The 24,864-nt window shown below is 45.6% G+C and carries 22 protein-coding genes and 1 tRNA gene; 14 read left to right on the top strand and 9 right to left on the bottom strand.

Annotation, left to right across the window (positions count from 1 at the left end):
* Positions 1-25: 25 nt before the first annotated feature.
* Positions 26-259: a DUF378 domain-containing protein gene (locus tag CN378_RS01360; protein WP_098350129.1), complete on the bottom strand. Its 234-nt coding sequence runs from the start codon at positions 257-259 to the stop codon at positions 26-28.
* Positions 260-461: 202 nt separating this feature from the next.
* On the opposite strand from CN378_RS01360, the gene CN378_RS01365 reads away from it, so the two are divergent.
* From CN378_RS01365 to CN378_RS01375, 3 genes are all read left to right on the top strand, one after another.
* Entirely contained in the window at positions 462-1,625 is a 1,164-nt protein-coding gene (locus CN378_RS01365; RefSeq protein WP_098350130.1) for an iron-containing alcohol dehydrogenase, read from the top strand.
* A 237-nt stretch (positions 1,626-1,862) separates the two neighbouring features.
* Positions 1,863-3,212, top strand: coding sequence for a glucose-6-phosphate isomerase (locus CN378_RS01370; protein WP_098350131.1), 1,350 nt, complete (start codon positions 1,863-1,865; stop codon positions 3,210-3,212).
* 93 nt (positions 3,213-3,305) lie between these two features.
* Complete coding sequence (locus tag CN378_RS01375) at positions 3,306-3,713, top strand: YugN-like family protein (RefSeq protein ID WP_098350132.1); 408 nt, start codon at positions 3,306-3,308, stop codon at positions 3,711-3,713.
* On the opposite strand, the gene CN378_RS01380 is transcribed toward CN378_RS01375, so the two are convergent.
* The 4 genes from CN378_RS01380 to CN378_RS01395 form a co-directional block, all read right to left on the bottom strand.
* On the bottom strand, positions 3,706-4,698 hold the full coding sequence (locus CN378_RS01380; protein ID WP_098350174.1) for a potassium channel family protein: 993 nt from the start codon (positions 4,696-4,698) through the stop codon (positions 3,706-3,708). The genes CN378_RS01375 and CN378_RS01380 overlap by 8 nt on opposite strands.
* Before the next feature lie 53 nt (positions 4,699-4,751).
* Complete coding sequence (locus CN378_RS01385) at positions 4,752-5,303, bottom strand: GNAT family N-acetyltransferase (RefSeq protein ID WP_098350133.1); 552 nt, start codon at positions 5,301-5,303, stop codon at positions 4,752-4,754.
* 155 nt (positions 5,304-5,458) lie between these two features.
* Positions 5,459-6,676, bottom strand: coding sequence for a lactate 2-monooxygenase (locus CN378_RS01390; protein WP_098350134.1), 1,218 nt, complete (start codon positions 6,674-6,676; stop codon positions 5,459-5,461).
* A gap of 165 nt (positions 6,677-6,841) precedes the next feature.
* Positions 6,842-8,245, bottom strand: coding sequence for a vWA domain-containing protein (locus CN378_RS01395; protein WP_179884757.1), 1,404 nt, complete (start codon positions 8,243-8,245; stop codon positions 6,842-6,844).
* Positions 8,246-8,602: 357 nt separating this feature from the next.
* On the opposite strand from CN378_RS01395, the gene CN378_RS01400 reads away from it, so the two are divergent.
* A complete protein-coding gene (locus tag CN378_RS01400) occupies positions 8,603-9,160 on the top strand; it encodes a LamG domain-containing protein (protein WP_098350136.1) in 558 nt (185 codons plus the stop codon).
* Between the two features lie 101 nt (positions 9,161-9,261).
* Here CN378_RS01400 and CN378_RS01405 read toward each other — a convergent pair.
* A tRNA-Ala gene (locus tag CN378_RS01405) sits at positions 9,262-9,334 on the bottom strand.
* 347 nt (positions 9,335-9,681) lie between these two features.
* Between CN378_RS01405 and CN378_RS01410 the strand changes: the two genes are divergently transcribed.
* Positions 9,682-11,037 carry an arsenic transporter gene (locus CN378_RS01410; protein WP_098350137.1) on the top strand — a complete coding sequence of 452 codons (1,356 nt, stop codon included), beginning with the start codon at positions 9,682-9,684 and terminating at the stop codon, positions 11,035-11,037.
* Between the two features lie 70 nt (positions 11,038-11,107).
* On the opposite strand, the gene nagB is transcribed toward CN378_RS01410, so the two are convergent.
* Complete coding sequence (gene nagB, locus CN378_RS01415) at positions 11,108-11,857, bottom strand: glucosamine-6-phosphate deaminase (protein WP_098350138.1); 750 nt, start codon at positions 11,855-11,857, stop codon at positions 11,108-11,110.
* Entirely contained in the window at positions 11,844-13,049 is a 1,206-nt protein-coding gene (gene nagA / locus CN378_RS01420) for an N-acetylglucosamine-6-phosphate deacetylase (RefSeq protein WP_098350139.1), read from the bottom strand. Before nagA ends, nagB begins: the two co-directional genes overlap by 14 nt.
* 226 nt (positions 13,050-13,275) lie before the next feature.
* Here nagA and nagE point away from each other — a divergent pair, with 226 nt between their 5' ends.
* A complete protein-coding gene (gene nagE, locus CN378_RS01425) occupies positions 13,276-14,658 on the top strand; it encodes an N-acetylglucosamine-specific PTS transporter subunit IIBC (RefSeq protein WP_098350140.1) in 1,383 nt (460 codons plus the stop codon).
* 132 nt (positions 14,659-14,790) lie between these two features.
* Entirely contained in the window at positions 14,791-15,516 is a 726-nt protein-coding gene (locus CN378_RS01430) for a GntR family transcriptional regulator (protein ID WP_098350141.1), read from the top strand.
* A gap of 38 nt (positions 15,517-15,554) precedes the next feature.
* Here the strand turns inward: CN378_RS01430 and CN378_RS01435 are convergent, their stop codons facing one another.
* The gene (locus tag CN378_RS01435) at positions 15,555-16,298 is read right to left on the bottom strand and encodes an SIS domain-containing protein (RefSeq protein WP_098350142.1); all 744 of its coding nucleotides are present in this window, start codon (positions 16,296-16,298) and stop codon (positions 15,555-15,557) included.
* A gap of 134 nt (positions 16,299-16,432) precedes the next feature.
* Here CN378_RS01435 and CN378_RS01440 point away from each other — a divergent pair, with 134 nt between their 5' ends.
* From CN378_RS01440 to CN378_RS01470, 7 genes are all read left to right on the top strand, one after another.
* Complete coding sequence (locus tag CN378_RS01440) at positions 16,433-17,257, top strand: PRD domain-containing protein (protein WP_179884758.1); 825 nt, start codon at positions 16,433-16,435, stop codon at positions 17,255-17,257.
* A gap of 201 nt (positions 17,258-17,458) precedes the next feature.
* On the top strand, positions 17,459-18,832 hold the full coding sequence (locus CN378_RS01445) for a sucrose-specific PTS transporter subunit IIBC (RefSeq protein WP_098350144.1): 1,374 nt from the start codon (positions 17,459-17,461) through the stop codon (positions 18,830-18,832).
* A gap of 82 nt (positions 18,833-18,914) precedes the next feature.
* A complete protein-coding gene (locus CN378_RS01450; RefSeq protein WP_098350145.1) occupies positions 18,915-19,874 on the top strand; it encodes an aminoimidazole riboside kinase in 960 nt (319 codons plus the stop codon).
* Positions 19,871-21,328, top strand: a complete 1,458-nt coding sequence (locus tag CN378_RS01455; protein WP_098350146.1) for a glycoside hydrolase family 32 protein — start codon at positions 19,871-19,873, stop codon at positions 21,326-21,328. Before CN378_RS01450 ends, CN378_RS01455 begins: the two co-directional genes overlap by 4 nt.
* Positions 21,329-21,414: 86 nt before the next feature.
* On the top strand, positions 21,415-22,236 hold the full coding sequence (locus tag CN378_RS01460) for a Cof-type HAD-IIB family hydrolase (RefSeq protein WP_098350147.1): 822 nt from the start codon (positions 21,415-21,417) through the stop codon (positions 22,234-22,236).
* Positions 22,237-22,738: 502 nt separating this feature from the next.
* Complete coding sequence (locus CN378_RS01465) at positions 22,739-23,614, top strand: ABC transporter permease subunit (protein WP_098350148.1); 876 nt, start codon at positions 22,739-22,741, stop codon at positions 23,612-23,614.
* Position 23,615: 1 nt separating this feature from the next.
* The gene (locus CN378_RS01470) at positions 23,616-24,626 is read left to right on the top strand and encodes an ABC transporter permease (RefSeq protein ID WP_098350149.1); all 1,011 of its coding nucleotides are present in this window, start codon (positions 23,616-23,618) and stop codon (positions 24,624-24,626) included.
* The last annotated feature ends 238 nt before the right edge of the window (positions 24,627-24,864 follow it).

Raw genomic sequence — 24,864 nt, forward strand, 5'->3', positions numbered from 1 at the left:
GTCACCTTTTCTGATGAGGTTCTTTTTATCTTGTCGGCTCTGTATGAGGTTCTCTTTCAAGCTCTTCCGTCGGTTTGAATAACAGACCAAGGTTGATGAGGCCGGCAATTCCGACTAAACCGTAAACGATACGGGACAATGCGGCATCTTGACCACCAAAGATCGCTGCAACAAGATCGAATTGAAAGAAGCCGATAAGTCCCCAGTTGACAGCACCAATGATCGTAAGAACCAAAGCAATACGCTGAATACCACTCATGTTGTTTTCCTCCTTAGATTTCAATGGCTCATTAATAAGTTTCCCACCTTGCCAGTTCCTATTCAGAATGCACCTAGTAAAAATTCCTTGTGCAAGTTCTTTGCAATTTGGGGAGGATATATTTGATAATAGAAAATGTGTTAAGAACATTTTGGGTAACGAAGTAATTGAACCCTTACAGAATAGAAGGAGGTAACAAACAATGAATGATTTTACATTTTACAATCCAACTAAATTGATCTTTGGTAAAGGACAAGTAGAACAATTAAAAGAATTGGTACCTCAATATGGGAAAAAGGTGCTTGTTGTATACGGTGGAGGAAGCATCAAGCGCAACGGCCTATACGACCAAGTCATGTCATTGCTTAAAGAGATTGACAGCGAAGTATTCGAACTATCCGGAGTCGAGCCGAATCCACGTCTTTCGACCGTCAGACGCGGAGTGGAGATAAGTAAAGAAAATAACATCGATTTCATTTTAGCCGTAGGTGGAGGAAGTGTCATCGATTGTACGAAAGCCATCGCTGCCGGTGCAAAATATGACGGAGATGCCTGGGACCTCGTAACGAAGAAAGCATTTGCCAAAGAAGCCCTTCCATTCGGAACGGTGCTTACCCTTGCTGCAACTGGTTCTGAAATGAATGCGGGATCGGTTATCACGAACTGGGAAACAAACGAGAAATATGGTTGGGGAAGCCCGGTGACGTTCCCTCAATTCTCGATCCTGGATCCTGAAAATACGTTCACCGTACCAAAGGATCACACCATCTATGGGATGGTTGACATGATGAGTCACGTGTTTGAACAGTACTTCAATAATGCTACAAACACACCGCTTCAGGACCGTATGTGTGAATCTGTCCTCAAGACCGTTATCGAAACAGCTCCAAAGCTGATCAACGATCTTGAAAACTACGAGCTTCGTGAGACGATCCTGTACTCCGGTACGATCGCCCTTAACGGAATGCTTCAAATGGGTTACAACGGTGACTGGGCAAGCCATAATATCGAGCATGCCGTGTCGGCTGTATACGACATCCCACATGCAGGCGGACTTGCGATCCTGTTCCCGAACTGGATGAAGCATAACCTGAAAGTGAATCCTTCACGATTTGCACAGATGGCTGAACGCGTATTCAACGTCGATCCAGCAGGTAAATCGGAAGAAGAGGTGGCCCTTGAAGGAATCGAGAAGCTTCGTGAATTCTGGTCAAGCCTAGGTGCACCTACACGCCTTGCGGACTATGACATCGACGACAGCCAATTAGACCTTATGGCTGATAAAGCGATGGTCAACGGCGAATTCGGTAACTTCAACAAACTGAACAAAGAAGACGTGCTTGCGATTTTAAGAGCATCTTTATAATGGAATGGGGAGGGACGGACCTTGGCGAACGAGGTCCGTCCCTCTTTTTTGTTTTCCACGGCGAATTCCATAAATATCAGGGTTTCTTTCCCAGTAACTAGGGGAATATAAGCGGGGAAGGCACCAGTGGATAAAAAGTTTGTCATGCACACGCTTACATAAAGGGAGCTTTCTTGATTCTCGGGTCAGCTTTCGATAAAGTGAGATAGAAGAAAATATTTTAATCGGAGGATGGTTATGACACACATTCGTTTTGATTATTCAAAAGCGTTATCGTTTTTTGGAGAACACGAACTTACATACTTAAGTGATGCGGTTAAGGTTGCCCATCATTCACTACATGAACAAACAGGTGCAGGGAGCGACTACCTTGGTTGGATCGATCTTCCTGTAGATTACGACAAAGAAGAATTTTCCCGCATCCAGAAGTCAGCGGAGAAAATCAAAAATGATTCCGATATCCTTCTTGTGATCGGTATCGGTGGATCTTACCTCGGAGCGCGTGCGGCAATTGAGATGCTGAACCACAGCTTCTATAATGCCCTTCCGAAAGATAAGCGTTCCACGCCACAAGTGTTATTCGTTGGGCAAAACATCAGCTCTACCTACATGAGAGACTTAATGGATCTACTTGATGGAAAGGACTTCTCCATCAATGTGATCTCAAAGTCCGGTACGACAACTGAACCGGCCCTTGCCTTCCGTATCTTCCGCAATATGCTTGAAGAAAAGTACGGAGTGGAAGAAGCACGTAAGCGTATTTATGCCACTACGGATAAATCGAAGGGTGCCTTGAAGACTCTGGCAACGGACGAAGGCTATGAAACATTCGTCGTTCCTGATGATATCGGTGGTCGTTACTCTGTCCTGACAGCAGTAGGATTGCTTCCGATTGCCGTCAGCGGAGTGGAAATCGAGACGATGATGAACGGCGCGGCACAGGCGCGTGAAGATTTCAGCAAATCCGAGCTGACGGAAAACGCTGCTTATCAATATGCTGCTGTCCGTAACGCACTTTACAACAAGGGAAAAACAATCGAAATGCTCATCAACTATGAGCCTGGATTGCAGTACTTTGCTGAATGGTGGAAGCAGCTGTTCGGTGAAAGTGAAGGAAAAGACCAAAAAGGCATTTATCCTTCTTCCGCGAACTTCTCGACAGATCTTCATTCTCTTGGGCAATACGTTCAGGAAGGACGCCGTGACATTTTTGAAACAGTCATCAAGGTTTCTGAACCCCGTCACGAGCTGAAAATCGAGAAAGCGGATAGTGATTTGGATGGATTGAACTATCTGGCTGGCGAGACAGTGGATTTCGTAAACAATAAAGCCTTCGAAGGAACATTGCTTGCCCATACAGATGGTGGGGTTCCAAACCTGATCGTTGAAATCCCTGCAATGGATGCGTACACATTCGGTTACCTTGTGTACTTCTTCGAGAAAGCCTGTGCCATGAGTGGATACCTTCTTGGTGTGAACCCATTCGACCAGCCGGGCGTTGAAGCATATAAAGTGAATATGTTTGCCCTTCTTGGAAAACCGGGCTTTGAAGAGAAGAAAGCCGAGCTTGAAAAACGCCTTAAATAATGAACAAGAGCACTGAGTAAATCTCAGTGCTCTTTTTACATTTTTCTTTTCTTTTAGGAGAAACTATCCCTAAAAGAAAGGGGATGCATCCACGTGATTGAGCTTTCATCAAGCATTGAAGGACAGCATTATCAACTGTATAAACTTGAACAGCTATTAAAGCCGCTTGGTTATTCGATCGGCGGGAATTGGGATTACGATCACGGCTATTTTGATTATAAAATTGATGACGAGGTCGGCTATCAATTTTTACGAGTTCCGTTTACGTCTGTTGACGGACAACTGGATTCAAGGGGGGCGACCGTGGAATTCGGTAAGCCGTTCCTGCTTTCCCATAAGTATCAGATCGGCCTGGACGATTTTGCGTCGACAGGGAATTTTTCAGGATCCGTCAATCAATTCTCAGAGCCCCAGGATCCCGATGCAAGCTTTCCGGAAGAGTATATTTCCGTTGGAAAGGAGCTTGTGAAAGAACTTGAGGACACGCTGTTTTCTAGTTAGAAATCACAAGCAGCTCGTCTGATTCTTCAACCATCATCGTTAGAGGAGGATTCACGGTTGTGTTTTCTCCTTTTTTAATGCCTAAAAGGATGATGTTGTTCTTTAGCAGATGACTGCTTAATGAGTGGAAATTTTCATTGATATACTCTTCTGAAACGGGAATCAGCTTCAGATTATTTCCTTTCAAGTGATTCAAAAGCTTTAAAATCGCTTTCGACATACCTTGGGAAATGATGCTGTTCATCATTACATAGCTGGTTTGCAAATTTGTCTGGATGACTTCATCGGCTCCGGCACGTTTCGCATTCGCCACTTGGTCCTTTTGAAGGATCTCCACCACTGTATATAACTCGGGATGGTTTCCTTTAAGGGCAAGGAGGGTCAGGACTGAATTCATGTCCGAGGTCATCTCATCCTTATTTTGATCGGCGGTGATGATGGCAATCGACGCTTCATGAAGATTCACCTTTTTCAGAATCGAGTCCCTGAATGGGGTCCCCTTCACGAAATGGATATGTTTATTGTTATAAGGGTTCTTCTGAAGGGTTTCATCCACCAAAATGATATCACACCCGGAATGCAGGGACGTCAGCTGATTGATCACTTCCCGCGCCCGCTCATTCCATCCCACGATGATGACATGTTCTTTTCCTTTAAACGTTGCCCTTCCTTCCAGATAAGCATTTTGTGTCATGACGGTTTCAGCCGCCAGTGTGACAAAATAGGTGGAAAGGAAGCCGGCTCCGACAAGGATGAGGACGATCCCAAGTATTCTTCCTTCAGTCGTCAGTGGGACAAAATCCCCGTATCCTACCGTGGATGTCGTAATGATGGCCCACCAGATCCCATCGAATAAAGAGGGGAAGGTATCCGGCTCTATGAAATGAATGATTGTGCCGAATGACAGCATCAATGTAATGGCGATCATGAATATCCGAATGACTAAAGGCCAGCGCAAAAACCCATGAAACATTTGCTGTACCATTTTACCAGCTCCTTTTTCATCTGCACTGACCATTCTTTCCTTTTCGGGTTCGTCTAAAACTCAGAATTCCATTCTTTCTTTAATAAACTGTACATATGGGCGTCATATGCCCGGTCTCCCTGTAGGATATAGTCCCTCAGCAGTCCCTCCTGCTTGAATCCAAGCTTCTCCACCACCCGTGAAGACGCCTTATTATAAGGGACGATCACTGCGCCTACCCGGTTCATTCCTTTATCCGTAAATAGATAGCTGAGTAATGGCGAAAGCGCCTCCCCCATGATTCCCTTACCCCAATGTCCGGGGCTCAGGTCATATCCGATTTCACAGCGCTTGTATGACTTCGAAATGGCGTGGAAACCGCATGTCCCGATCATTTTACCCGTAGATTTCTCCACAATGGCAAAACGCATGGGACCGCCAGATTCCAGGTGCTTTTCATAGTTCTCCACCATACTGACTGCCACGTCTTTCGAGTCAATGGGACTCATCCCGAAATAGCGGAGGACCTCCTCGGAAGTATAGAGTTCGTAAAGAAAATCGACGTCCTCCATGGAGATTTGTCTGAGCATTAATCTCTCTGTTTCAAATACTGGATACTTTTCCAAAATTATCAACCCCTTTATACCTGAAAGTATACCATGTAAGAGGTGGGCGGAGGGCAGGGAAGTTTCATGATTCTCTGTCTATAAAGTTCGTGATGGTGTCTGAAGGCACAAATAAGCTGAATAAAAAGCCCCTGTCGTTTAGACAGAGGCTACAATTAAAACGTCATTCCTGCAGATTGAGTGTCCGGTCTCTCTTTCTTAGAAGGAAATAATCCGTCTCTCACGTTGGTCATAAGAGAACGATCCAATTCAGAAACGGATGTTTGGCCGGAAAGGGCCAAGGTCAAATCAAGGTCGGCCAGTACATTCCGGATCACTTCTTTCACCCCTTGTTCACCGGCCAGGGTCAGTCCGTACATGTAGGGCCTGCCTAAGAGGACGGAGCTCGCTCCCAGGGCCAATGCCTTCACCACATCCGCCCCCCGTCGGATCCCACTGTCAAACAGGACAGGTATCCGTCCATTCACGACCTCACAAATCACCGGCAAAGCGTCCAAGGCTCCGATGGCACCGTCAACCTGTCTTCCGCCGTGATTGGATACAATGATTCCATCCATTCCGTGGTCGATGGCAAGCTTTGCATCGTCAGGGTGCAGTATTCCTTTAAGAAGTATAGGAAGACTTGTGTGATCCCGCAGGAACTCCAGGTCACCCCATGTTAAACGAGCATTGCCGAACACTTGGGACCAAAGGATGGCAGCTGCCTTAGCGTCCACTTCCGGAGGATCTTTGAGCATGGAACGAAACGCAGGGTCGCTCACATAATTCCCCACTCCTTCTCCCCACAGAAAGGGTAGATAAGCATTTTCAAGGTCGGCTTCACGCCATGCCATCATCGGCGCATCGAGTGTCACGACGATAGCGGAGTATCCGGACGATTCAGCCCTTTTGAGCATACTGGCTGCAATTTCACGGTCGTTGCTCCAATAAAGCTGAAACCATCTTGGGGAGTTCCCCATGACGGAAGCGATTTCCTCCATGGAATGAGCAGAGGCAGAACTTGAAATGAATGGAACGTTCATGGATGCCGCCGCACGTGCTGACGCCAGTTCCCCTTCAGGATGAACGATGGATTGCACTCCGATGGGAGCGAGCATTAGAGGGGAGGGATATGTCTGACCCAATAACGTCACTTTCAGATCACGCTTTTCAACATTATTCAACATCCTGGGAACAATCTGCCAGCGGTCGAACGCGTTTCTGTTGGCCCGCATCGTGTCCTCACCACCGGCACCGCCCGCCACATAATAATAGGGCCCGTCATCAAGCTTCTCCCTTGCCCTTTGCTCAAGCTCTTCAAACCGGAACGGAATGGAGGGACGCACCTTCTTCTGATAGATTTCATTTTGGACGTGGTTTCCATACTGATTCATGGTATTCTTCTCCTTTCTTCTTTGCCGGAACAGGTGCAAATCATAAAAAGGAAGCGTATGTAATCGGCTTGCATTTCCTTATAAGGAAAATGGTACTTACCGTATTCAGAAAAGTCAATTAAATCCACAGAAAAAAAGGTCCGATCATCCGACCGGACTCCTCTGTCAAATCCCGACCTGCTCTTTAATCGCATCCAACCGCTCATCCAGTTGGTCAGATACGGTCTTCACTTCTTCGCGCTTTGCTGATTCCAGATCATTCAAGTAGTTTCTGATTTTTTCCTCCCGGTCATCGAGGAGAGAAGAGATGGCCGAACGTTTCTCTGAATCGATGAGTTCTTCCTTTTCCAGGCGGTTGAGCGTCTGGGTCAATCTGTTTTGTTCATTTCGGAGCATGGACTGATAAGTGGAGTCGATATCTCTCAAAGCATTATAGTGGTCGACCGTCGTCCACACATTGTCACTGAAGCGATGGACCGCCCACCATCTCCACGTATTCTTATTGATGGCTTCTTTCCACACACTTTCTATCTCAGACAATTGTTGTTTCGTTTTCACTGAAGAGTAATCTCCGCCACCTGCTTCTGCGACTTTCTTTAATTGCTCATCGGCTTCTGTGTCCACATCGAATCCGATGATGTTGATGCTGACATTGGTATTGTCCGCCTTCACCTTTTGGGCTGCTGCAACCGGGTCGCCATCACAAGTTTCGATTCCATCACTCACGACATATATGAAATTCTCGGTATTTTCCTCACTTTGGGAAGAAAGCTGTTCATTGGCTAATTCAATGCTCGATGCCAATGGGGTCCAGCCCTTGGGTCCGAATGTTGATAGTGATTCAGAGAAGGCTGCGCCGTCATACGGTTGAAGGGGGTAGAGCGACTCGACGGCCTTACATGACATTTCTTTGTCTGCATCATTTCCGGTTCCCTTGTGACCGAACGCAATAAGGGAAATGTTCACCGATTCCGGAAGCTCCTTTGCAAGGCGCTCCAGGCTTTCCTTTGCAAGGGACATCTTGCTTTCGCCGTCCACTTCGGCCTTCATGCTCCCGCTCGAGTCGATCAATAAGGCCACGTTCACCTCTTTATCATCTTTCTGGTTAATCTCATCCATCTCGATATCCTGCAGGAGCCTGCCATCTGGCAATTTCAGTTCCTCATAGATGACCTCATAGTTTTCGAGCTCCGAGGCAATGTCCCCATATCCCGTTTGGAGGCTTGAGAGGACGGACCGTGTCCATTTTTGTTCGCTCCATTTCTCCGTTTCCTTCGTACCGATGTTCTCCATATATTCATCGATGGCCCTCCCTGTAGCCTTTTTATAGGCTTCGGGTTCTTTGGACCAGCTTTTCTTTTCTATGTATTGTTGATAGAGTTCGCCCTCGTCCTCATTGATCCATTCTTCTGGGGTATTTGATACATCCACGTCCTTGGAAGCTGGGGCAGGCTGGCCGGGATCCTGTCCGCCTTTTTCCTTTGTAGCGGCATTTTCGGTTTCTCCCTGACATCCTGTTAGAAGGAGGAGTAACAAGGCTAAAATAAATAGAGGCTTCATTTGTTTCATATCATTCTCCTTTTTGCCGATAGAGTAATACAACGTCATATTTTATCCATAAATTTACTTTTTATCTACTACCCATTGTCATAGGTCCATAAACCTACCAATACCCATCAAACCCATCGGTTTATAGAATAATTTTTCGTTTTATGGACAAATTTACCTGCTTTTAGAAAAATAGTACATAAGATATAGTAGAAATTTAATTATATCGGAGGAATGACATTGATTAATAGAACTATTAAATGGAGTGGCTACACATGGAATGTGAAACATTCTTCTACCAACAAATGGGGGCCAGGACCAAATTACTTTTCAGGTAGTACTGAAAATGTATGGGTAGACAGTGCCGGGAGACTACACTTGAAAATCACAAAACGGAACAATAAGTGGTACTGTGTTGAGATTTATAACACAAAAACTCTTGGATATGGAACGTATCGATTCTTTGTGGATGGCCGACCGGATTTATTGGATCCTAATATCACTTTAGGTTTATTCACATATGATGGTACTTCTTCAGATGCTGCTGCAAGCAATTATCGGGAAATCGACATTGAATTTGCGAAATGGGGATATCCAAAGGGACCGAATTCTCAATACGTCGTTCAGCCCTATACTAAAGCGGGAAATATAGTCCAATTTCAAACGAAGCTCAGCGGAAACTATTCAACCCATAGTTTTTCATGGACTCCATCCGCCATTAAATTCCTTTCCCTCCATGGACACTATTCCAAATTACCAAGTCCGATAGAATGGTACCGAATCAAGGAATGGACCTATAGAGGAAGCGATATTCCTGATACCAAGAACGAAAAAGTAGACATTAATTTATGGTTATTTGGAGGAAAGGCTCCATTGAATCAGAAGGAAGCAGAAATAGTCATTACGAAGTTTGAGTTCATTCCATTTGCTAAATAATGCCCAGTTTAAATGAAAACCGCTACTAACACGTGTATTAAACAAGAAAAAGAAGATGGGGAAATCTTGTATACAAGATTTCCCCATCTTCTTTTTTTGTATGGAGCATAGCGGGATCGAACCGCTGACCTTTTGGCTGCCAGCCAAACGCTCTCCCAGCTGAGCTAATGCCCCGTGAATCGGTCAAGATTTATTATAAGGAACATTCATGCCGTTCGTCAATGCTTTTTTCAAAAATTCTTTGTGTTTGAGTGAGAAAAGGAAGATTCATTTTCTTACTCAAGCCCGATTATGATTAACAACTACAAGAAACAAGATGTCATTAGTAGATTTCCGGGGCATCCGGCCCTGATTTCATCCGCATTTATCATGGACCGGCAAATATACTAGAGTGACAAACATACATTTTACTAGATTTAGGTGAAAAAAACAGTCCTTCTCTTTAAGGGTGAATATACATATAGGGAATGGGACATGCAGATCAAATTGTCCATTACAATCATTAGAAAGGAGAAATAAACATGTCTTTCACGATCGGAATGACCATTTTTGTATTCGTGATGACGATGGTGGTGATTTTTTTGAGGCCGGGTGGAATGAATGAGGCATGGCCTGCATCGGTTGGTGCGTTGATTATATTTCTTATGGGAACGGTATCCCTTACAGACGTGGCAGATATCCTCAGTAAGATAGGGGGTGCATCGATTACCATCATGGCAACGATTGTCATGGCTGTCATACTGGAAAGCTTCGGTTTTTTTCATTGGGCGGCTGCAAGGCTGGTGAAATTGTCCAAAAACTCCGGATACCGCTTATACTGGTACATTCAATTGCTGTGTTTTTTGATGACCCTATTATTCAATAATGATGGCAGCATTCTCATAACAACCCCCATCTTAATTCTCCTTCTTAAAAATCTTCGTCTGAAACCGCATGAAATGATTCCGTATCTGTTAAGCGGCGCATTGATCGCCACTGCATCAAGTGCCCCGATCGGAGTAAGTAATATCGTCAATCTGATTGCCCTTGAGATTGTTCATATGTCCCTCTATATGCATACCGCCATGATGTTTGTACCGGCCACGTTAGGATTGATGTTCATGTCGCTGCTTATGTTCATCGTAGTCAAGAATAAGTTGCCGAAAACATTACCAGCCTCGGCATATGATGTGGAAGAACGTTTTTTCACGAAGAATTTTCATCCCCTGAAAGGAACGATTTCGGTTGAAACAAAGAAAAAGCGAACAGCATTCATGCTGAAAGTGTTACTGTTTGTCTTCATCATGCGCTGCCTCCTTTTCGTTGCTTCCTACCTGGCGATCCCCATCGAATTGGTTGCCGTACTGGGGTCGGGCGCTTTGCTGTTATGGAGATGGTATCATTTAGGCACGAATCCGGTGGATATCCTGAAGAAGACACCATGGCACATCCTGATTTTTGCCTTCTCTATGTATGTCATCATATACGGATTGCATAATGCAGGGCTGACGGAGATGCTCGTTACGCTGTGTGAACCGATTGTCAACCAGGGACTGCTGCAGGCGAGCTTCATCATGGGGGGATTGGTTTCGATTCTTTCGAACATCTTTAATAACCATCCTGCTCTGATGGTCGGAACGATTACCTTGACGGAAATGGGGCTGGACCCCGTTACGCTGAAGACCATCTATCTTGCCAATATCATCGGAAGTGACATCGGTTCCCTTCTTTTACCGATCGGGACACTGGCCTCACTCATTTGGTTGCATATCCTGAGGCAAAATAATATCAAAGTCCAATGGAAGGATTATTTAAGTGTCTCCCTGATCGTCATCCCCGCGGCAACGGTCGTTTCATTATTCTTATTGTTCTATTGGGTCCAAATGGTCTTTGCATAAAAAGGACGGCAAACAATTGATTTGTTCGCCGCCTGATCAACATGGGGATTCATTCCATTCCCTTACTCTTTCATTTGTTTAACACCTCAAGCTCTTTCACCTTTGCCAACGCTTCTTCATCGGCGATCACCGTCACCTTGTCATGACGATTCAAGATCGATGCAGGGAAGTTCTCCGAAATATCGCCTTGCACCAGCTTTTTCAGTGCCTCTTGTTTAGATTGACCTGAGGCAAGGAGGAGGATTTCTTTACTCTTCATGATCGAAGCGATCCCCATCGTAATGGCATGTGTCGGTACTTCATCGATTGAATCGAAGTAACGGGCATTGGCTTCACGGGTAGATGGAGTGAGCTTGACAATATGGGTGCTGGATTCAAAGGAGGTACCCGGTTCATTGAACCCGATATGTCCGTTGCTTCCGATCCCTAATACCTGAAGGTCGATTCCGCCGTTTAAACGGATTTTCTCATCATACGCTTTGCATTCTTGTTCAAGGTCTGTGGCTTTCCCTGAAGGAATATGAGTGTTTTCAGACCCGATATCGATATGCTTGAATAAGTTCTCATTCATATAGTGACAGTAGCTGTTCGGATGCTTGCCGGATAGCCCGATATATTCGTCCAGATTGAAGGTGGATACGTGCTGATAGGATGTCATGCTTTCCTGATGATCATGGATCAATGCTTCATACAGTCCTTGGGGAGTGCCGCCTGTGGCTAATCCCAGGGTGAGCTTATCAGATCCTTTTATTTTGGATAACAGATAGTCTGCAGCGACTTGACTCATTTCCTGATAGTCTTTCACTTCAATTAGTTTCATGAGTATCATCCTCTCGCGTAAAGGCAATTTTCCCTTTACATATCGTTGTATATACGTCTTTGTTTTCATTTAAGATGACGATATCTGCATCTTTCATGGGAGCAAGGCTTCCTTTCCGGTCAAAAACGTTTAATTGTTTGGCCGGATTTTCTGAGGTCATTTTAATCGCACTTCTCATCGTGCTTGTTGTGAATTCCTGAATGTTGGTAAAAGCATCCTTCATTTTCAGGACGCTCCCTGCCAATGTATCCTCATCCAATAAAGCCTTGCCGTCCTTCACCGTCACCATCTGTCCCCCCAGATCATACTGACCATTCTTCAGGCATTTCGCCCTCATGGAATCAGTGATTAGGATGAGACGCTCATCTGTAATTTGATTGAAAGCCAGTTGAATGACTTCCGGTCGAACGTGGATCCCGTCTGAAATCAGTTCCACCATCAATTCGGGTCTCATGAAGGAGGCACCGACAATCCCGGGCTCACGATGATGAAGGCCCGACATTTGATTAAACAAGTGGGTCACATGAGACAGGCCCGCATCGATGGCTTCCCCGACTTGATCGAAGGTTGCGCTGGAATGGCCCACTGAAGAGACGATCCCCTGTTCTTTTAAATAACGGATCAATTCATAGTCATCATCAAGCTCTGGAGCGAGAGTGACTAATTTTATATGGTTGTCGGACAGGGCCTGCCAGTGTTTAAATGTATCGACATTTGGCTTTTGGATTGAATTGAAAGGCTGGGCCCCTGCTTTGCCCGGATTGATGAATGGACCTTCTAAATGGATGCCGAGGATTTCTGCCTGACCCGTGCTTTGCTCTGTCATATAGTCTGCCGTTGCCTTAAGGGCTTTTTCTATGGCACCGGAACCTTCCGTCATAGTGGTAGCAAGAAAGCTTGTGGTACCTTCTTGCGGAAGTGTCCCGGTCATTGTGTCAAGGGCTTCTTTATTGGCATCCATTGTATCGGCACCATTTACTCCATGAATATGAATATCTATCATTCCTGGGACAACACTATACCCATGGGGGAGCGAAATGATTTTATACTCTTCTGAATCGATTAACTGTGAACAATCACCGATTTCTGTAATCGTCCCATTCTCTATTTTGATATACCCTTTATCATATACGGTGTCTTCTGCATAGATGTTTCCACCCTGGATAAGCAGTTTTTCTGAATGTGAGGTCATTGAAATCACTCCTTGAGTTCTTTACCATTCTACAATATCACCATAAAGTATAGATGTCTATACCAGTTAATGAGGTAATGGAAATTTTACAATTCAGACTGTTATGGAACTTATATTAATCTTTAAACATCAGGTATTATTCATAAAATTGGTATAGACATCTATTCGTCTTTAATGATATGATCTTGCCTAAGCGCTTTCAGTTGAAAGAAAAGGAGAGAAAGATATGTTAGGTTTTTTACAACGAATCGGTAAATCGCTCATGCTTCCTATCGCGGTTCTGCCTGCAGCAGCCTTATTGCTGCGATTGGGTCAGGATGATCTATTAGGGATCGCGTTCATGTCTGAAGCAGGAGATGCCATATTTAAAAATTTAGCTTTAATCTTTGCCATCGGGGTGGCAATCGGATTTTCGAAAGATGGAAATGGTACAGCAGGTTTAGCAGGTGCCATCGGTTATTTAGTGTTAACGGGAGGTTTGAAGGCCCTTGACCCGGATGCCAATATGGCGATTTTCGGCGGGATCATTTCAGGGGTGGTGGCAGGTTTATTATATAACCGTTTCAATGATATTAAACTTCCTGCCTGGCTCGGTTTCTTCGGAGGCAGACGGTTTGTCCCGATTGTCACGGCCGCATCCATGGTTGTACTCGCAGGGATATTTGGAATCGTTTGGCCGCCGATCCAGAACGGGATCAATTCAATCGGTGAATGGATCATCGGTGCCGGGGCAACGGGGGTCGGTGTGTTTGGCCTGTTGAATCGTCTCTTGATTCCGGTTGGCCTGCATCACGTATTGAATACACTTGTATGGTTCGAATTCGGAACATTTAAAGATGCAGCGGGTGAAATCGTGAAGGGTGATATCCCGCGTTTCTTTGCGGGTGATCCAACAGCCGGAACGTTCCAAACCGGATTCTTCCCGATCATGATGTTCGGGCTTCCGGCGGCTTGCCTCGCCATGATTGTGACAGCCAAGAAACACCAGCGTGCTACTGTATCGGGAATGTTAATCGGATTAGCCGTCACTTCCTTCTTAACAGGGATCACAGAACCGATTGAATTCAGCTTTATGTTCTTATCCCCTGTGCTGTATGGAATTCATGCGCTCTTAACGGCAAGTTCAATGGTCATCACATACTTACTGGGCATACATCACGGCTTCGGCTTCTCGGCAGGTGCCTTTGATTACATCTTGAATTTCAATATCGGTCAAAAACCCTGGCTGTTATTAGGGGTGGGGATCCTTTATGGAATTATCTATTTCCTCATTTTCACTTTCTTGATCAAGAAGTTCAATCTGAAGACTCCAGGGCGTGAAGATGATGAAGATGTAGTCACAGCAGATGAAAACTCAGACGGAAATAGTAAATACGAAATAATGGCATCGCACTTTCTTCATGATTTGGGTGGAAAAGAAAACCTGACCGTGATCGATAACTGCGCCACACGGTTACGTCTGCAAATCAAGGATGTTACATTAGTGGACGAAAAAGCATTGAAAACGCATGGGGCAAAGGGTGTTATGAAGGTGAATGATAAAAACCTTCAAGTCATTGTAGGAACGGATGTAGAGTTTGTCGCAGATGAGCTTAGGAAATTAAAATAGAAACTGACTTGCATATTGTGACTGAAATCCCGTCTGCTCTTTTCTATAAGCATCAGATGATTGTTTGTTGGGAATGGGATGGATATAATAAAAATAGATCAAAGATCCGTTAAAACGAAAGGAGAACCGTTCGTGGTTAATAAAAATTCTCCTCTTCCTTTGTATTATCAGTTAGAAGAACACCTTAAACATTTAATACAGTCTGAAGAGTTAAAACCGGGGGACGCCCTGCCGTCTGAGCGGGAGCTTGCCGAGTCGTTTAAAATCAGCAGGATGACCGTGAGACAGGCAATCACCAACCTGGTGAATAAAAATGTCTTATATAGAGAAAAAGGGCGGGGAACCTTTGTCTCCCACCGCAAGATCGAACAAAGCCTCCAAGGGTTGACGAGCTTTAGCGAGGACATGAAAAGCCGTGGCCTCGAGCCAGGGAATAAGTTATTGCATTTCGAAATGTCTCCTGCCGGGGAGGATATCAGGGAACTTCTTTCATTAGAGGAGGAAGAGCTTGTGTATACCATGAAGCGGATCCGTCTTGCGAATGGTGAACCGATGGCATTGGAAACAAGTTATATCCCTGTGAAGCTGCTTCCCGGTTTGAATCAGGAAATCCTTTCGAAATCACTATATCATTATATTGAAAGTGAATTGAACCTTCACATCAGTCATGCGACCCAATCGGTGGAAGCGGCCATTGTGAATGATGAAGATATGAAGCATCTGAAGGTGAAGAGCGGGGAGCCGGTGCTCTTCATCCAGCGTGATTCATTCCTAGAAGACGGTACCCCGTTTGAATTGGTGCGATCGATTTATCGGGCAGATAAATATAAGTTTAAAATCAACTTGGACAGACTGTAAAAAAAGAGCAGGACCCATTGGGTTTCTGCTCTTTTTATCTATAGACCTTTCGTTAACAGGGGGATCCGTTTGTGGTACTTCTCGATCAACCCTTGATTATGATCATCTGCGCCATTCACGTTCCCGCTGATGAAGATAGGCGGTTCATATCCTTCTTCCACCATGTGTTCGATGGCCCCGGCCATGACGCTGTTCAAGATGGCCGCCCCGATGACGGTGGAAGAAGGAGAAAAGGGAACAGCCACTTGTTCATGAGTCAGGACGGCATCCCCGACGATCGAGTGATTGTTAATGGCAAGATCCACTACTTCACTCAGAAATCTTCCGCTTGGATGTCTGGATGTTTCCTTCTCCACATAGCAGAAGGAACTGATGGAAGCAACATAAGCACCCTTTTCCTTCGCATGAAGAGCGACATCGATGGGAACGGGATTTTTTCCGGAGGTGGAGGAGACAATCACCACATCATGTGGCTGGATATCCTGTCCATTCATAAACTCACTTGCATATCCCTCCGTTCTTTCTAACTGAGAAGAGCGAACGGCACCTTCATGAAGCATGAGTGGCTCGATGAGAATCGGATGGACCGGAACCAGTCCACCTGCCCGGTAAAACACTTCTTCCCCGAGGATGTGGGAATGACCGCATCCGAAGAGCTGGATGATGCCGCCTTGTCGAATGGACGTGGAAACCTGTTGAGCAAGCTTCGCCATGTTGTCGGCTTCTTCGGTTTGAACGACCTGTAACTTTTTCTGGATTTTTTCAAAATAGGTAGAAATCATCTGCTTTTCCCGCTTTCCTTTTTTCTTTCAGCATATCATAGTTATGGTGAAAATCTTGAACCCACACACTTATCTTGTCATCTTTTCATCAACTCGTGGTAACATATAGGTAACGAACTGTACGGAGGATATCTATGCGCATTTTTAGAATACTGAACAACAATGCTGTCGTGGTGGTGGACGGTCCCCAGGAGAAGATCGTGATGGGGAGCGGGATCGCCTTTCAGAAGAAACGGAATGATATCATCCCCAAGAACAAAATTGAGAAGATTTTTGTCCTTCATGAGCAATCATCCGAGAAATTCCAGCAGCTCCTGGCTACCTTGCCTGAAGAGCATATCGAGATTGCTGAAAGCATCATCAGCCATGCTGAGGGTCATCTGAATGCTCCATTAAGCGATCATATCCATATCGCCCTTACGGATCACCTTTCATTTGCACTGGAAAGACTTCAGCAGGGGATCCCCATTCAGAATAAGTTGTTAAACGAAATCAAGCTGCTTTATAAAAAAGAGTATGAAGTGGGTTTATGGGCAAAGGCGGAAATCAAGAAGAAACTGGGCATCGAAATTCCCGATGATGAGGCGGCTCACATCGCCCTCCACATCCACACGGCGAAAATGGATGCACCGTCCATGAGTGAATCATTGAAGCAGGCGACGATCCTGAGAGATTTTGTGGAGCAGGTGGAGTCCTTCTTGTCCATAGAGGTGGAGGAGTCGAGCATTAACTATCAACGATTGATCACCCATCTTCGTTTTGCCTTGAACAGGATCGAACAGGGGGACCAGTTTGACCCCATCGATGAGGATATGCTTGAACTCATTCAGGTGAAGTATGTACGGGCGTATGAATGTTCTGAACAAATTGCCGGATACCTGGAGAAAGAATACGGCATTCAGTTCCCGCCATCAGAGGTCGCGTATATCGCTCTTCATATTCAGCGTTTGTTAAAGTGAATGGGTTGACGGTATCGCTTACATCTTGTAGAATGAACTCAAATCAACTTCATACAGTAGGATTGTTACTGATCATGCAGGCAAGACCTAGAATCTTTAAGACGATAATGGTAAGCGTCTCTCTTTGACCTACCTCTATCCTCTTAAGGGTACTGGGTCTTTTTTTATTGATTTTCTTTAAAAAAACAGGAGGGATTCTTAATGAATTATCGTGAAGTGGCTGAACAGCTTGTCCCTTTATTGGGCGGTAAAAATAATGTAGTGAGCGCCACGCATTGTGCGACGCGTCTTCGTCTCGTCATCGACGATGAAAGTCAGATACAAAAGAGCGCAATCGAGGAATTGGATGGGGTGAAAGGGGCATTCTCGAGCTCCGGCCAGTTCCAGATTATCTTCGGGACGGGGAATGTAAACAAAGTATATGAACATTTCGGTCCTCTTGTCGGGGCATCGATGGAGGAGAAATCCCCAACAGGTGAGTCTCACAGCGATGCTGCGAAGCGGAAGATGAACCCGTTTGCCCGTTTTGCCCGTACATTATCAAATATATTCGTACCGATCATCCCGGCAATCGTAGCGGCCGGTATGTTAATGGGGCTTCTTGGTCTGATGAAAACGTATAATTGGGTCGACCCTGAAAGCGGTCTATTCGTGATGCTGGACATGTTTTCCTCTGCCGCCTTCATCATTCTGCCGATCTTGATCGGGATGAGTGCAGCGAAGGAATTCGGTGCGAATGGTTACCTGGGTGCTGTCATCGGGGGAATCATGACCCACCCCGCATTATTGAATCCATGGGGTCTCGCCGATGCCCAGCCGGACACTCTCGATTTCTTCGGATTCGGAGTTGAAATGCTCGGGTACCAGGGGACGGTCATTCCCGTACTATTAACGGTTTATGTCATGGCAAAGGTTGAAAAGGGATTACGCAAGATTGTACCGAATACAGTAGATTTATTGGTTACCCCGTTCTTAACGGTCATCTTTACAGGATTCACTGCCCTGCTTGTCGTTGGACCACTTGGACGGGTCCTTGGTAACGGGATCACGACGGTTCTGGATGTTGTATACAATACAGCAGGTCCGGTCGCCGGGCTCATCTTCGGTGGATTGTATTCAACGATTGTCCTGACCGGTGTTCACCACAGCTTCCATGCCATTGAGGCCGAGCTGTTATCCAACGTCGGCGGAAACTATCTCCTGCCAATCTGGGCAATGGCCAACGTTGCGCAGGGCGGGGCGACACTTGCCGTCTTCTTTAAAACGAAAAACAAGAAAACGAAAGAAATCGCAGTCCCGGCAGCCGTTTCTGCTTTCCTCGGAATCACGGAACCGGCGATCTTCGGGGTTAACTTAAAGCATCGCCGCCCATTTATCGGAGCAGCCATCGGGGGAGCACTTGGAGGTGCTTACGTGGTATTCACACATGTAATGGCCAATGGAATCGGACTGACGGGTATCCCGATGTTTGCGATTGCTCAAGATCCGCTGAACTATGGAATCGGATTTATCATCGCTGTAGCGGGTGCCTTTACAGCAACCTTATTGCTAGGCTGGAAAGAAGAAGCAAAATAGATATCTTTATCCTTACCGGCGACATGGCTGGTAAGGATTTGCTATATTTAAAGAAACTCTAATGAGACGAGGAGGAACATATATGAAACAAGGGATTATTTCATTGGGTGAAGCGCTGATCGATTTCATCCCATTGGACAATCAAAATATGACCTATCAAAAAAGTCCTGGCGGGGCTCCTGCCAATGTGGCTGTCGGCCTGGCCAGACTTGGCGCGAGGTCTACCTTTTTAGGGAAAGTGGGAGAGGATGTATTGGGGAAGTTCCTGAAAGATACTCTTCAGGAATATGGTGTCCGGACCAATCAAATGGTGATGACTCCTGATGTCCGTACCGGAGTGGTGTTTGTGACGAATGGAGAAGACGGCGAGCGCAGCTTTGATTTTTATATCGATCCGAGTGCAGACCGGTTCCTCCAAGTGGGTGACATAGACGAAGAAGATATCCAAACCCATAAAATCCTTCACTTCGGTTCCATCTCCATGATCAGCTCTCCTGCTAAGGAAGCGACGCATCATGCGGTGAAAGTAGCGAAAGAGAATGGTTTATTGGTTTCGTATGATCCGAATTTACGATTGGGGTTATGGGACTCTGAAGACACTGCAAGGGAAACGATCAAGAGCATGCTCCCTCAAGCGGATGTGGTGAAGATCTCTGAAGAAGAACTCGAATTCATCACCGGTGAAAAAGAAATCGAAGCAGGTGTGGTGAAACTAAAAACGTACCATATCCCTTTCTTGATTGTCACGATGGGGTCAGAAGGAAGCTATGTGTATGTTGGTGAGGATCGTGAGTATGTACCCGCCATGAAGGTAAAAGCGGTGGATACAACAGGGGCAGGGGATGCCTTTGTATCCGGCATCCTCTATTCCATTCACGAATACAAAGGGAACATTGGATCCTTATCGATCGAAGAAGCAGCAAGCATGGCCCGATTTGCAGCCGTATCAGGAGCGCTTGCAGCCTCCACCAAAGGGGCGATGACCGCTCTTCCTTCGTTAGAAGAAGTAAACCATCATCTGGAGAAAGGGGAGAGACGATGACAAAAGATGAACAGCTGCGCAAACAAGCCTATGAAGAGATGAAGAAGCACAAGGGGATGGTGGAACAGGATCCCTATCGCCTTCATTATCACCTCATGCCGCCTGTTGGATTATTGAATGACCCGAACGGATTCATCCAATTCCAAGGAGTCTATCATCTTTATTACCAGTGGATGCCCTTTAAAACAGGACATGGTGCGAAATTCTGGGGGCACTACTCGTCTGAAGACTTAGTGAACTGGACACATGAAGAAATCGCCCTCACTCCATCAGAATGGTTTGAGAAAAACGGTTGTTATTCCGGCAGCGCCATCGAACATGACGGAAAGATCTACGCGTACTATACAGGGAACGTGAAGGACAAAGAAGGGAATCGTGAAACATACCAGTGTTTGGCACTTTCGGAAGACAGCATCCATTTTGACAAAAAAGGTCCCGTCGTTCACCTTCCTGAAGGATTTACCGCTCATTTCCGGGATCCGAAGGTGTGGGAGCAGGATGGGGCATTTCATATGGTTGTAGGTGCACAGACGGAAGAGTTAAAAGGAGCCGTCGCATTGCTGAGCTCAGAGGATCTAATGGATTGGGAGTATCGGGGTATCCTTGCAGGCGGAGGAGAGGGCAGGCTTGCCGACTTCGGTTATATGTTTGAGTGTCCTGACCTTTTTAAGTTGGGAGATCAAGATATCCTTGTTTTCTCACCCCAGGGAATAGAAGCTTCCGGAATGAAGTATCAAAATGTGTATCAGGCAGGCTATGTTGCCGGACGCTTTGATTCAGCTGCCGGAACGTTTGAACACGGGGATTTCGAAGAATTGGACCGTGGCTTTGACTTCTATGCCCCGCAGACGACAGTCGACGATGAGGGACGCCGTATTCTGTTTGCCTGGATGAGTGTACCTGATCAGAATGAACAGGATCATCCCACCATTGAACATAAATGGCTTCATACGATGACCTTGCCCCGGGAGTTAAAGCTTGTGGACGGAAGGGTCCAACAGCTTCCGTTAAAAGAGCTGGAGGATTTAAGGACGGGGGGAGCCGTCGAGCATGAAGTGACGTTAAAGAAAGAAAGCCGTGAACTCCGGGGCATAAACGGTAAGGCGGTCGAATTGGAGCTTCGTGATTTGTCTATTTCTGAAGGCTGGTTCGATCTCACCATTGGAGACGGTGCCAGAATGGTCTATTCTGCCCGTGAGCAGGTTCTCACTCTGGAACGCAAGAGCTATGTGGACGGAGTGGTGGAGAAGCGGCAGTGTGAGTTGACTGACCTCAATGCCATGCGCATCTTCATTGATACCTCGTCCATTGAAGTGTTCATCAACGAAGGGGAAGAAACATTCACCTCCCGATTCTATCCGGCCCCAAACAATGATTCGATCGCTTTCGGAGCCTCCCATCAGGTTCGATTTTCCATTAGAAAATGGGATCTTGCCCATGTAAACTTGAAGTAGACTGCCGATTCGGTGGTCTATTTTCTTTTTCTGTTAGATGTTATAGTAAGATAATATAAAACGGATTTCCTGAAAGGATTTTGATGATGACTTACAAAATGATTGTACTGGATTTAGATGATACATTATTACGTGATGACCAAACCATTTCGCAGCGTACCAAGAAAGCGTTGCTTCAGGCTCAGGAAGCCGGAGTGAAAGTGGTGCTCGCATCCGGCCGCCCGACGTTTGGGATGAGATGGGTTGCAAAGGAACTGAAGCTGGATCAATACGGAAGCTATATCCTTTCTTTCAACGGTTCGAAAATCATAGATTGCAAGACGAACGAAGAGAAATACAGCCGGACACTGTCAGCTGAAACCGCCCGCCGCTTATATGATGTAAGTAAGCGTGAAGATGTTGGCATACTGACGTATGCAGAAGACGCTATTATAGTAGAAGAAACAAATCCGTTTGCTTCCATTGAAAGTGAACTGACCGGGTTACCGGTGAAAGTCGTGCCGGACTTTAAGGAAGCGGTCACCGGGCCGGTCGTGAAAGTGTTGATGCTGAAAGAAGCGGATCGCCTGGTGGAGGTCGAGAAGAAACTTCAAAACGAGCTTGAAGGCGAACTCAGTGTGATGCGCTCAAAGCCGTTCTTTCTTGAATTCACCCAGCTTGGGGTCACCAAAGGCGCAAGCCTCGACTACCTGATCAAGCCCATGGGCATCAAGCCTGAGGAAGTCATCGCTATCGGCGACAGCTACAATGATCTTACCATGATTGAATTTGCCGGCCTCGGGGTCGCCATGGGCAATGCCCCGCTGGACATCAAAAACAAGGCCGATTACGTCGCAGCCTCCAACATGGAAGATGGCGTAGCAGAAGTCGTAGAAACATTTGTATTGAATGAACTATCCAGAGTGTAACAAGCCGACCGGAGTCCTTAAATGGGATTCCGGTCATTTTTTTGGCCCTTTTCGCATTATTATATACAAACATAGCGTCTGCCTGGGCTCTGTCGATTATTGTATGCTGGAGGTGTCGTGACAGAGCAATAAGGATAATTGGCACAGTGCAATTTATTCGAACATAGAATTTTACCCCTTCTACAAAGAAATCAATTTGTTTGTATAGTAAGTTCATTTATCTTATGTGTTTTTGGATCCATGCCCCATGATTGATTGTAGCGGAAGGTGCTCGACTCCTGCGGGAATAGCGGGAAAGTTGAGACCTCACAGGGCTAAGCCCGAGGAGGCTCAACTCACGCCCCGCGGAAAGCGAGCACCTGCAGCGGAAATCAACTACCACTTGCTTTTCTGAGAGAAATTAATTTAATGAAGTTCTTGAAAATTATTAGGAAAAAAATGTATAATACATTTCTTTCTATGATACTATTAAAAATAATCATTGAAATGGGAGGACAGACGATTGAAGGTTTTTGGAGGGATCATTCTTAAATTCCTGCTATCGATTGTAGGAATCATTTTTATAGGTGGATTGCCTGTCCTGCTCTCGGGTATCGGTCAACGGGAGTTAAGACTGCAGGCGTACTGGCAATCCGTAAAGGAAATCGTGTATGCCCTGTTTCATGCAGGGGATTTGACATATGTGGTGATCGGCGGACAGAAGGAACGGGAGCTATTTCCTTACTTGTGGGAGCCGATCATGTATTCATTCATCATTTTATTTTCCGCTTTTCTTCTTGCAAGCTTCTTAAGCATCCTCATCACGATCATCACCATGTTGTTTTCTCAGAAGAACCGAAATCGAATCAAGTTCACTTTTTATTTATTCGAATCCATACCGGATGTGCTGGTCATCTTACTCTCACAGCTCCTTGTCCTTTATCTGTACAAGCACACAGGCATCCTGTTTTTTGAAATTGCCTCGGTCCAAACCGAGAAGGCTTATCTCCTTCCCATTGTGGTGTTGGCAGTCCTTCCGACCATTCAGCTGTTCAGGATTTCAATTCTTTCATTTGAAAAGGAAGAAGGAAAAGACTATGTGACGCTCGCTCATTCAATCGGGCTGGGAAGACTGGTGATCCTGACGTTTCATATTTTAAGGAATGCTATCATTTCCGTGTTTTTTCAATCCAAGAAAACGGTATGGTTCATGCTGTCCAATTTATTCGTTCTGGAGCTTTTATTTAATATCGCGGGCATTACCCGTTTCCTGAAGTCGACCATGCAGCCGAAAATGTTCACGATTGCCATTCTTTCGATTTTCATTCCTCTGTTTGTCTTTTATACGTTGGGGGAATGGATGCTTTCAAAAATAGCCAACAAAGGGGAGGAAATCTAATATGAAGAGAAGTGTCTGGAGGAATCCTTTTTTTCTCATTGGGTTTACCTTCATGATCCTGATGCTCGTCTCCAGTTTTGTCTATTCGATCGTATGGGGGAATGAGGTGAGGAGGCTGTACTTCCTCTCGGTTGAGGGTAAGGTAGTGGAATCTTCACCCATATCACCAAAGTGGTCCTTTCCGTTCGGGACAGACGCCCTGGGCCTGGACATGTTGGGGAAAATCATCATCGGTGCCAAGTATACGATACTGACAGCGTTGGTGATCGCTTTTTTACGGGTGTTCTTAGCGATACCTCTCGGACTGATCCTGGGGACTTTCCTCATGAAGTATAAGAAATACATCAATGGATGGATCGATTCCTTTCATTACATCCCGTTGACGATTCTTGCTTATTTTTTATTGTTCCCGGTCCTGTGGGAACCTTTTGAAGGGTTTTCCACTTCCATCGTGGAGCGCTTCGTCATCGAAATCCTCATACTAAGCCTCCTCATCGTCCCGATATTGTCTGCCCTATTGGGAAATGAAGTGTCTTTATTATATAAGCAGGAATTCATTATGAGCGCGAAAACGCTCGGTGCCGGAAGATGGAGAATCATTTTCAAACATATCCTGCCGTCGATGAAAGAGAAGCTCGTGATTTTACTGGGGCAGCAGTTCATGCAAACACTCATCATCTTCATTCACCTCGGACTACTCACATTATTTCTTGGAGGTACCGACGTCGACTATCAATTGGTCAATGATCCCCCAAGGTCGATTACGTATGAATGGTCCGGACTGATCGGTGATTCCTTCCGTTATCTTCAAGGTGCACCGTGGATTCCATTGACGCCGATCCTGTTTTTTTCGGCGACGATGTTATCCGTGTCTCTCATGATTGAAGGATATGTACAGGTAACAAGCGGGCAGTCCCATTACAAAAAGAAATTCAGGTCTGCCTATCGCCCGCTGACAGAAAAGGAAGGGGAGCACCTGAAGGAGTCTGATTTTCAAAAGGTAAATATGTGAACGGATGGAGCATAATAATGGGGAAGCCCCAGATTTTCTTTTGGTAAACATTTCATCAGGTCTTTGTGTTTCATATTAAGGATTACGGGGAATAAGTTTACACTGGGTAAACAAAACAGCGGATATTTTTAGCAGGGATAGTATAATCAACCACACTAGTGGGAATATATGGGGCGTTCACTTGTTGTTCACGATTCCTGGACCCTTGATAGATAAGGATTCAGCGGGGGGATTCGCA

This window comes from Bacillus sp. AFS015802 (assembly GCF_002561455.1).
Taxonomy (GTDB): Bacteria; Bacillota; Bacilli; order Bacillales; family Bacillaceae_B; genus Rossellomorea.

Coding starts and splice junctions, on each gene's coding strand:
- CN378_RS01360 (WP_098350129.1), bottom strand. CDS start 259: ATGAGTGGTATTCAGCGTATTGCTTTGGTTCTTACGATCATTGGTGCT.
- CN378_RS01365 (WP_098350130.1), top strand. CDS start 462: ATGAATGATTTTACATTTTACAATCCAACTAAATTGATCTTTGGTAAA.
- CN378_RS01370 (WP_098350131.1), top strand. CDS start 1,863: ATGACACACATTCGTTTTGATTATTCAAAAGCGTTATCGTTTTTTGGA.
- CN378_RS01380 (WP_098350174.1), bottom strand. CDS start 4,698: ATGGTACAGCAAATGTTTCATGGGTTTTTGCGCTGGCCTTTAGTCATT.
- CN378_RS01390 (WP_098350134.1), bottom strand. CDS start 6,676: ATGAATCAGTATGGAAACCACGTCCAAAATGAAATCTATCAGAAGAAG.
- CN378_RS01395 (WP_179884757.1), bottom strand. CDS start 8,245: ATGAAACAAATGAAGCCTCTATTTATTTTAGCCTTGTTACTCCTCCTT.
- CN378_RS01410 (WP_098350137.1), top strand. CDS start 9,682: ATGTCTTTCACGATCGGAATGACCATTTTTGTATTCGTGATGACGATG.
- nagB (WP_098350138.1), bottom strand. CDS start 11,857: ATGAAACTAATTGAAGTGAAAGACTATCAGGAAATGAGTCAAGTCGCT.
- nagA (WP_098350139.1), bottom strand. CDS start 13,049: ATGACCTCACATTCAGAAAAACTGCTTATCCAGGGTGGAAACATCTAT.
- nagE (WP_098350140.1), top strand. CDS start 13,276: ATGTTAGGTTTTTTACAACGAATCGGTAAATCGCTCATGCTTCCTATC.
- CN378_RS01435 (WP_098350142.1), bottom strand. CDS start 16,298: ATGATTTCTACCTATTTTGAAAAAATCCAGAAAAAGTTACAGGTCGTT.
- CN378_RS01440 (WP_179884758.1), top strand. CDS start 16,433: ATGCGCATTTTTAGAATACTGAACAACAATGCTGTCGTGGTGGTGGAC.
- CN378_RS01445 (WP_098350144.1), top strand. CDS start 17,459: ATGAATTATCGTGAAGTGGCTGAACAGCTTGTCCCTTTATTGGGCGGT.
- CN378_RS01450 (WP_098350145.1), top strand. CDS start 18,915: ATGAAACAAGGGATTATTTCATTGGGTGAAGCGCTGATCGATTTCATC.
- CN378_RS01455 (WP_098350146.1), top strand. CDS start 19,871: ATGACAAAAGATGAACAGCTGCGCAAACAAGCCTATGAAGAGATGAAG.
- CN378_RS01460 (WP_098350147.1), top strand. CDS start 21,415: ATGACTTACAAAATGATTGTACTGGATTTAGATGATACATTATTACGT.
- CN378_RS01470 (WP_098350149.1), top strand. CDS start 23,616: ATGAAGAGAAGTGTCTGGAGGAATCCTTTTTTTCTCATTGGGTTTACC.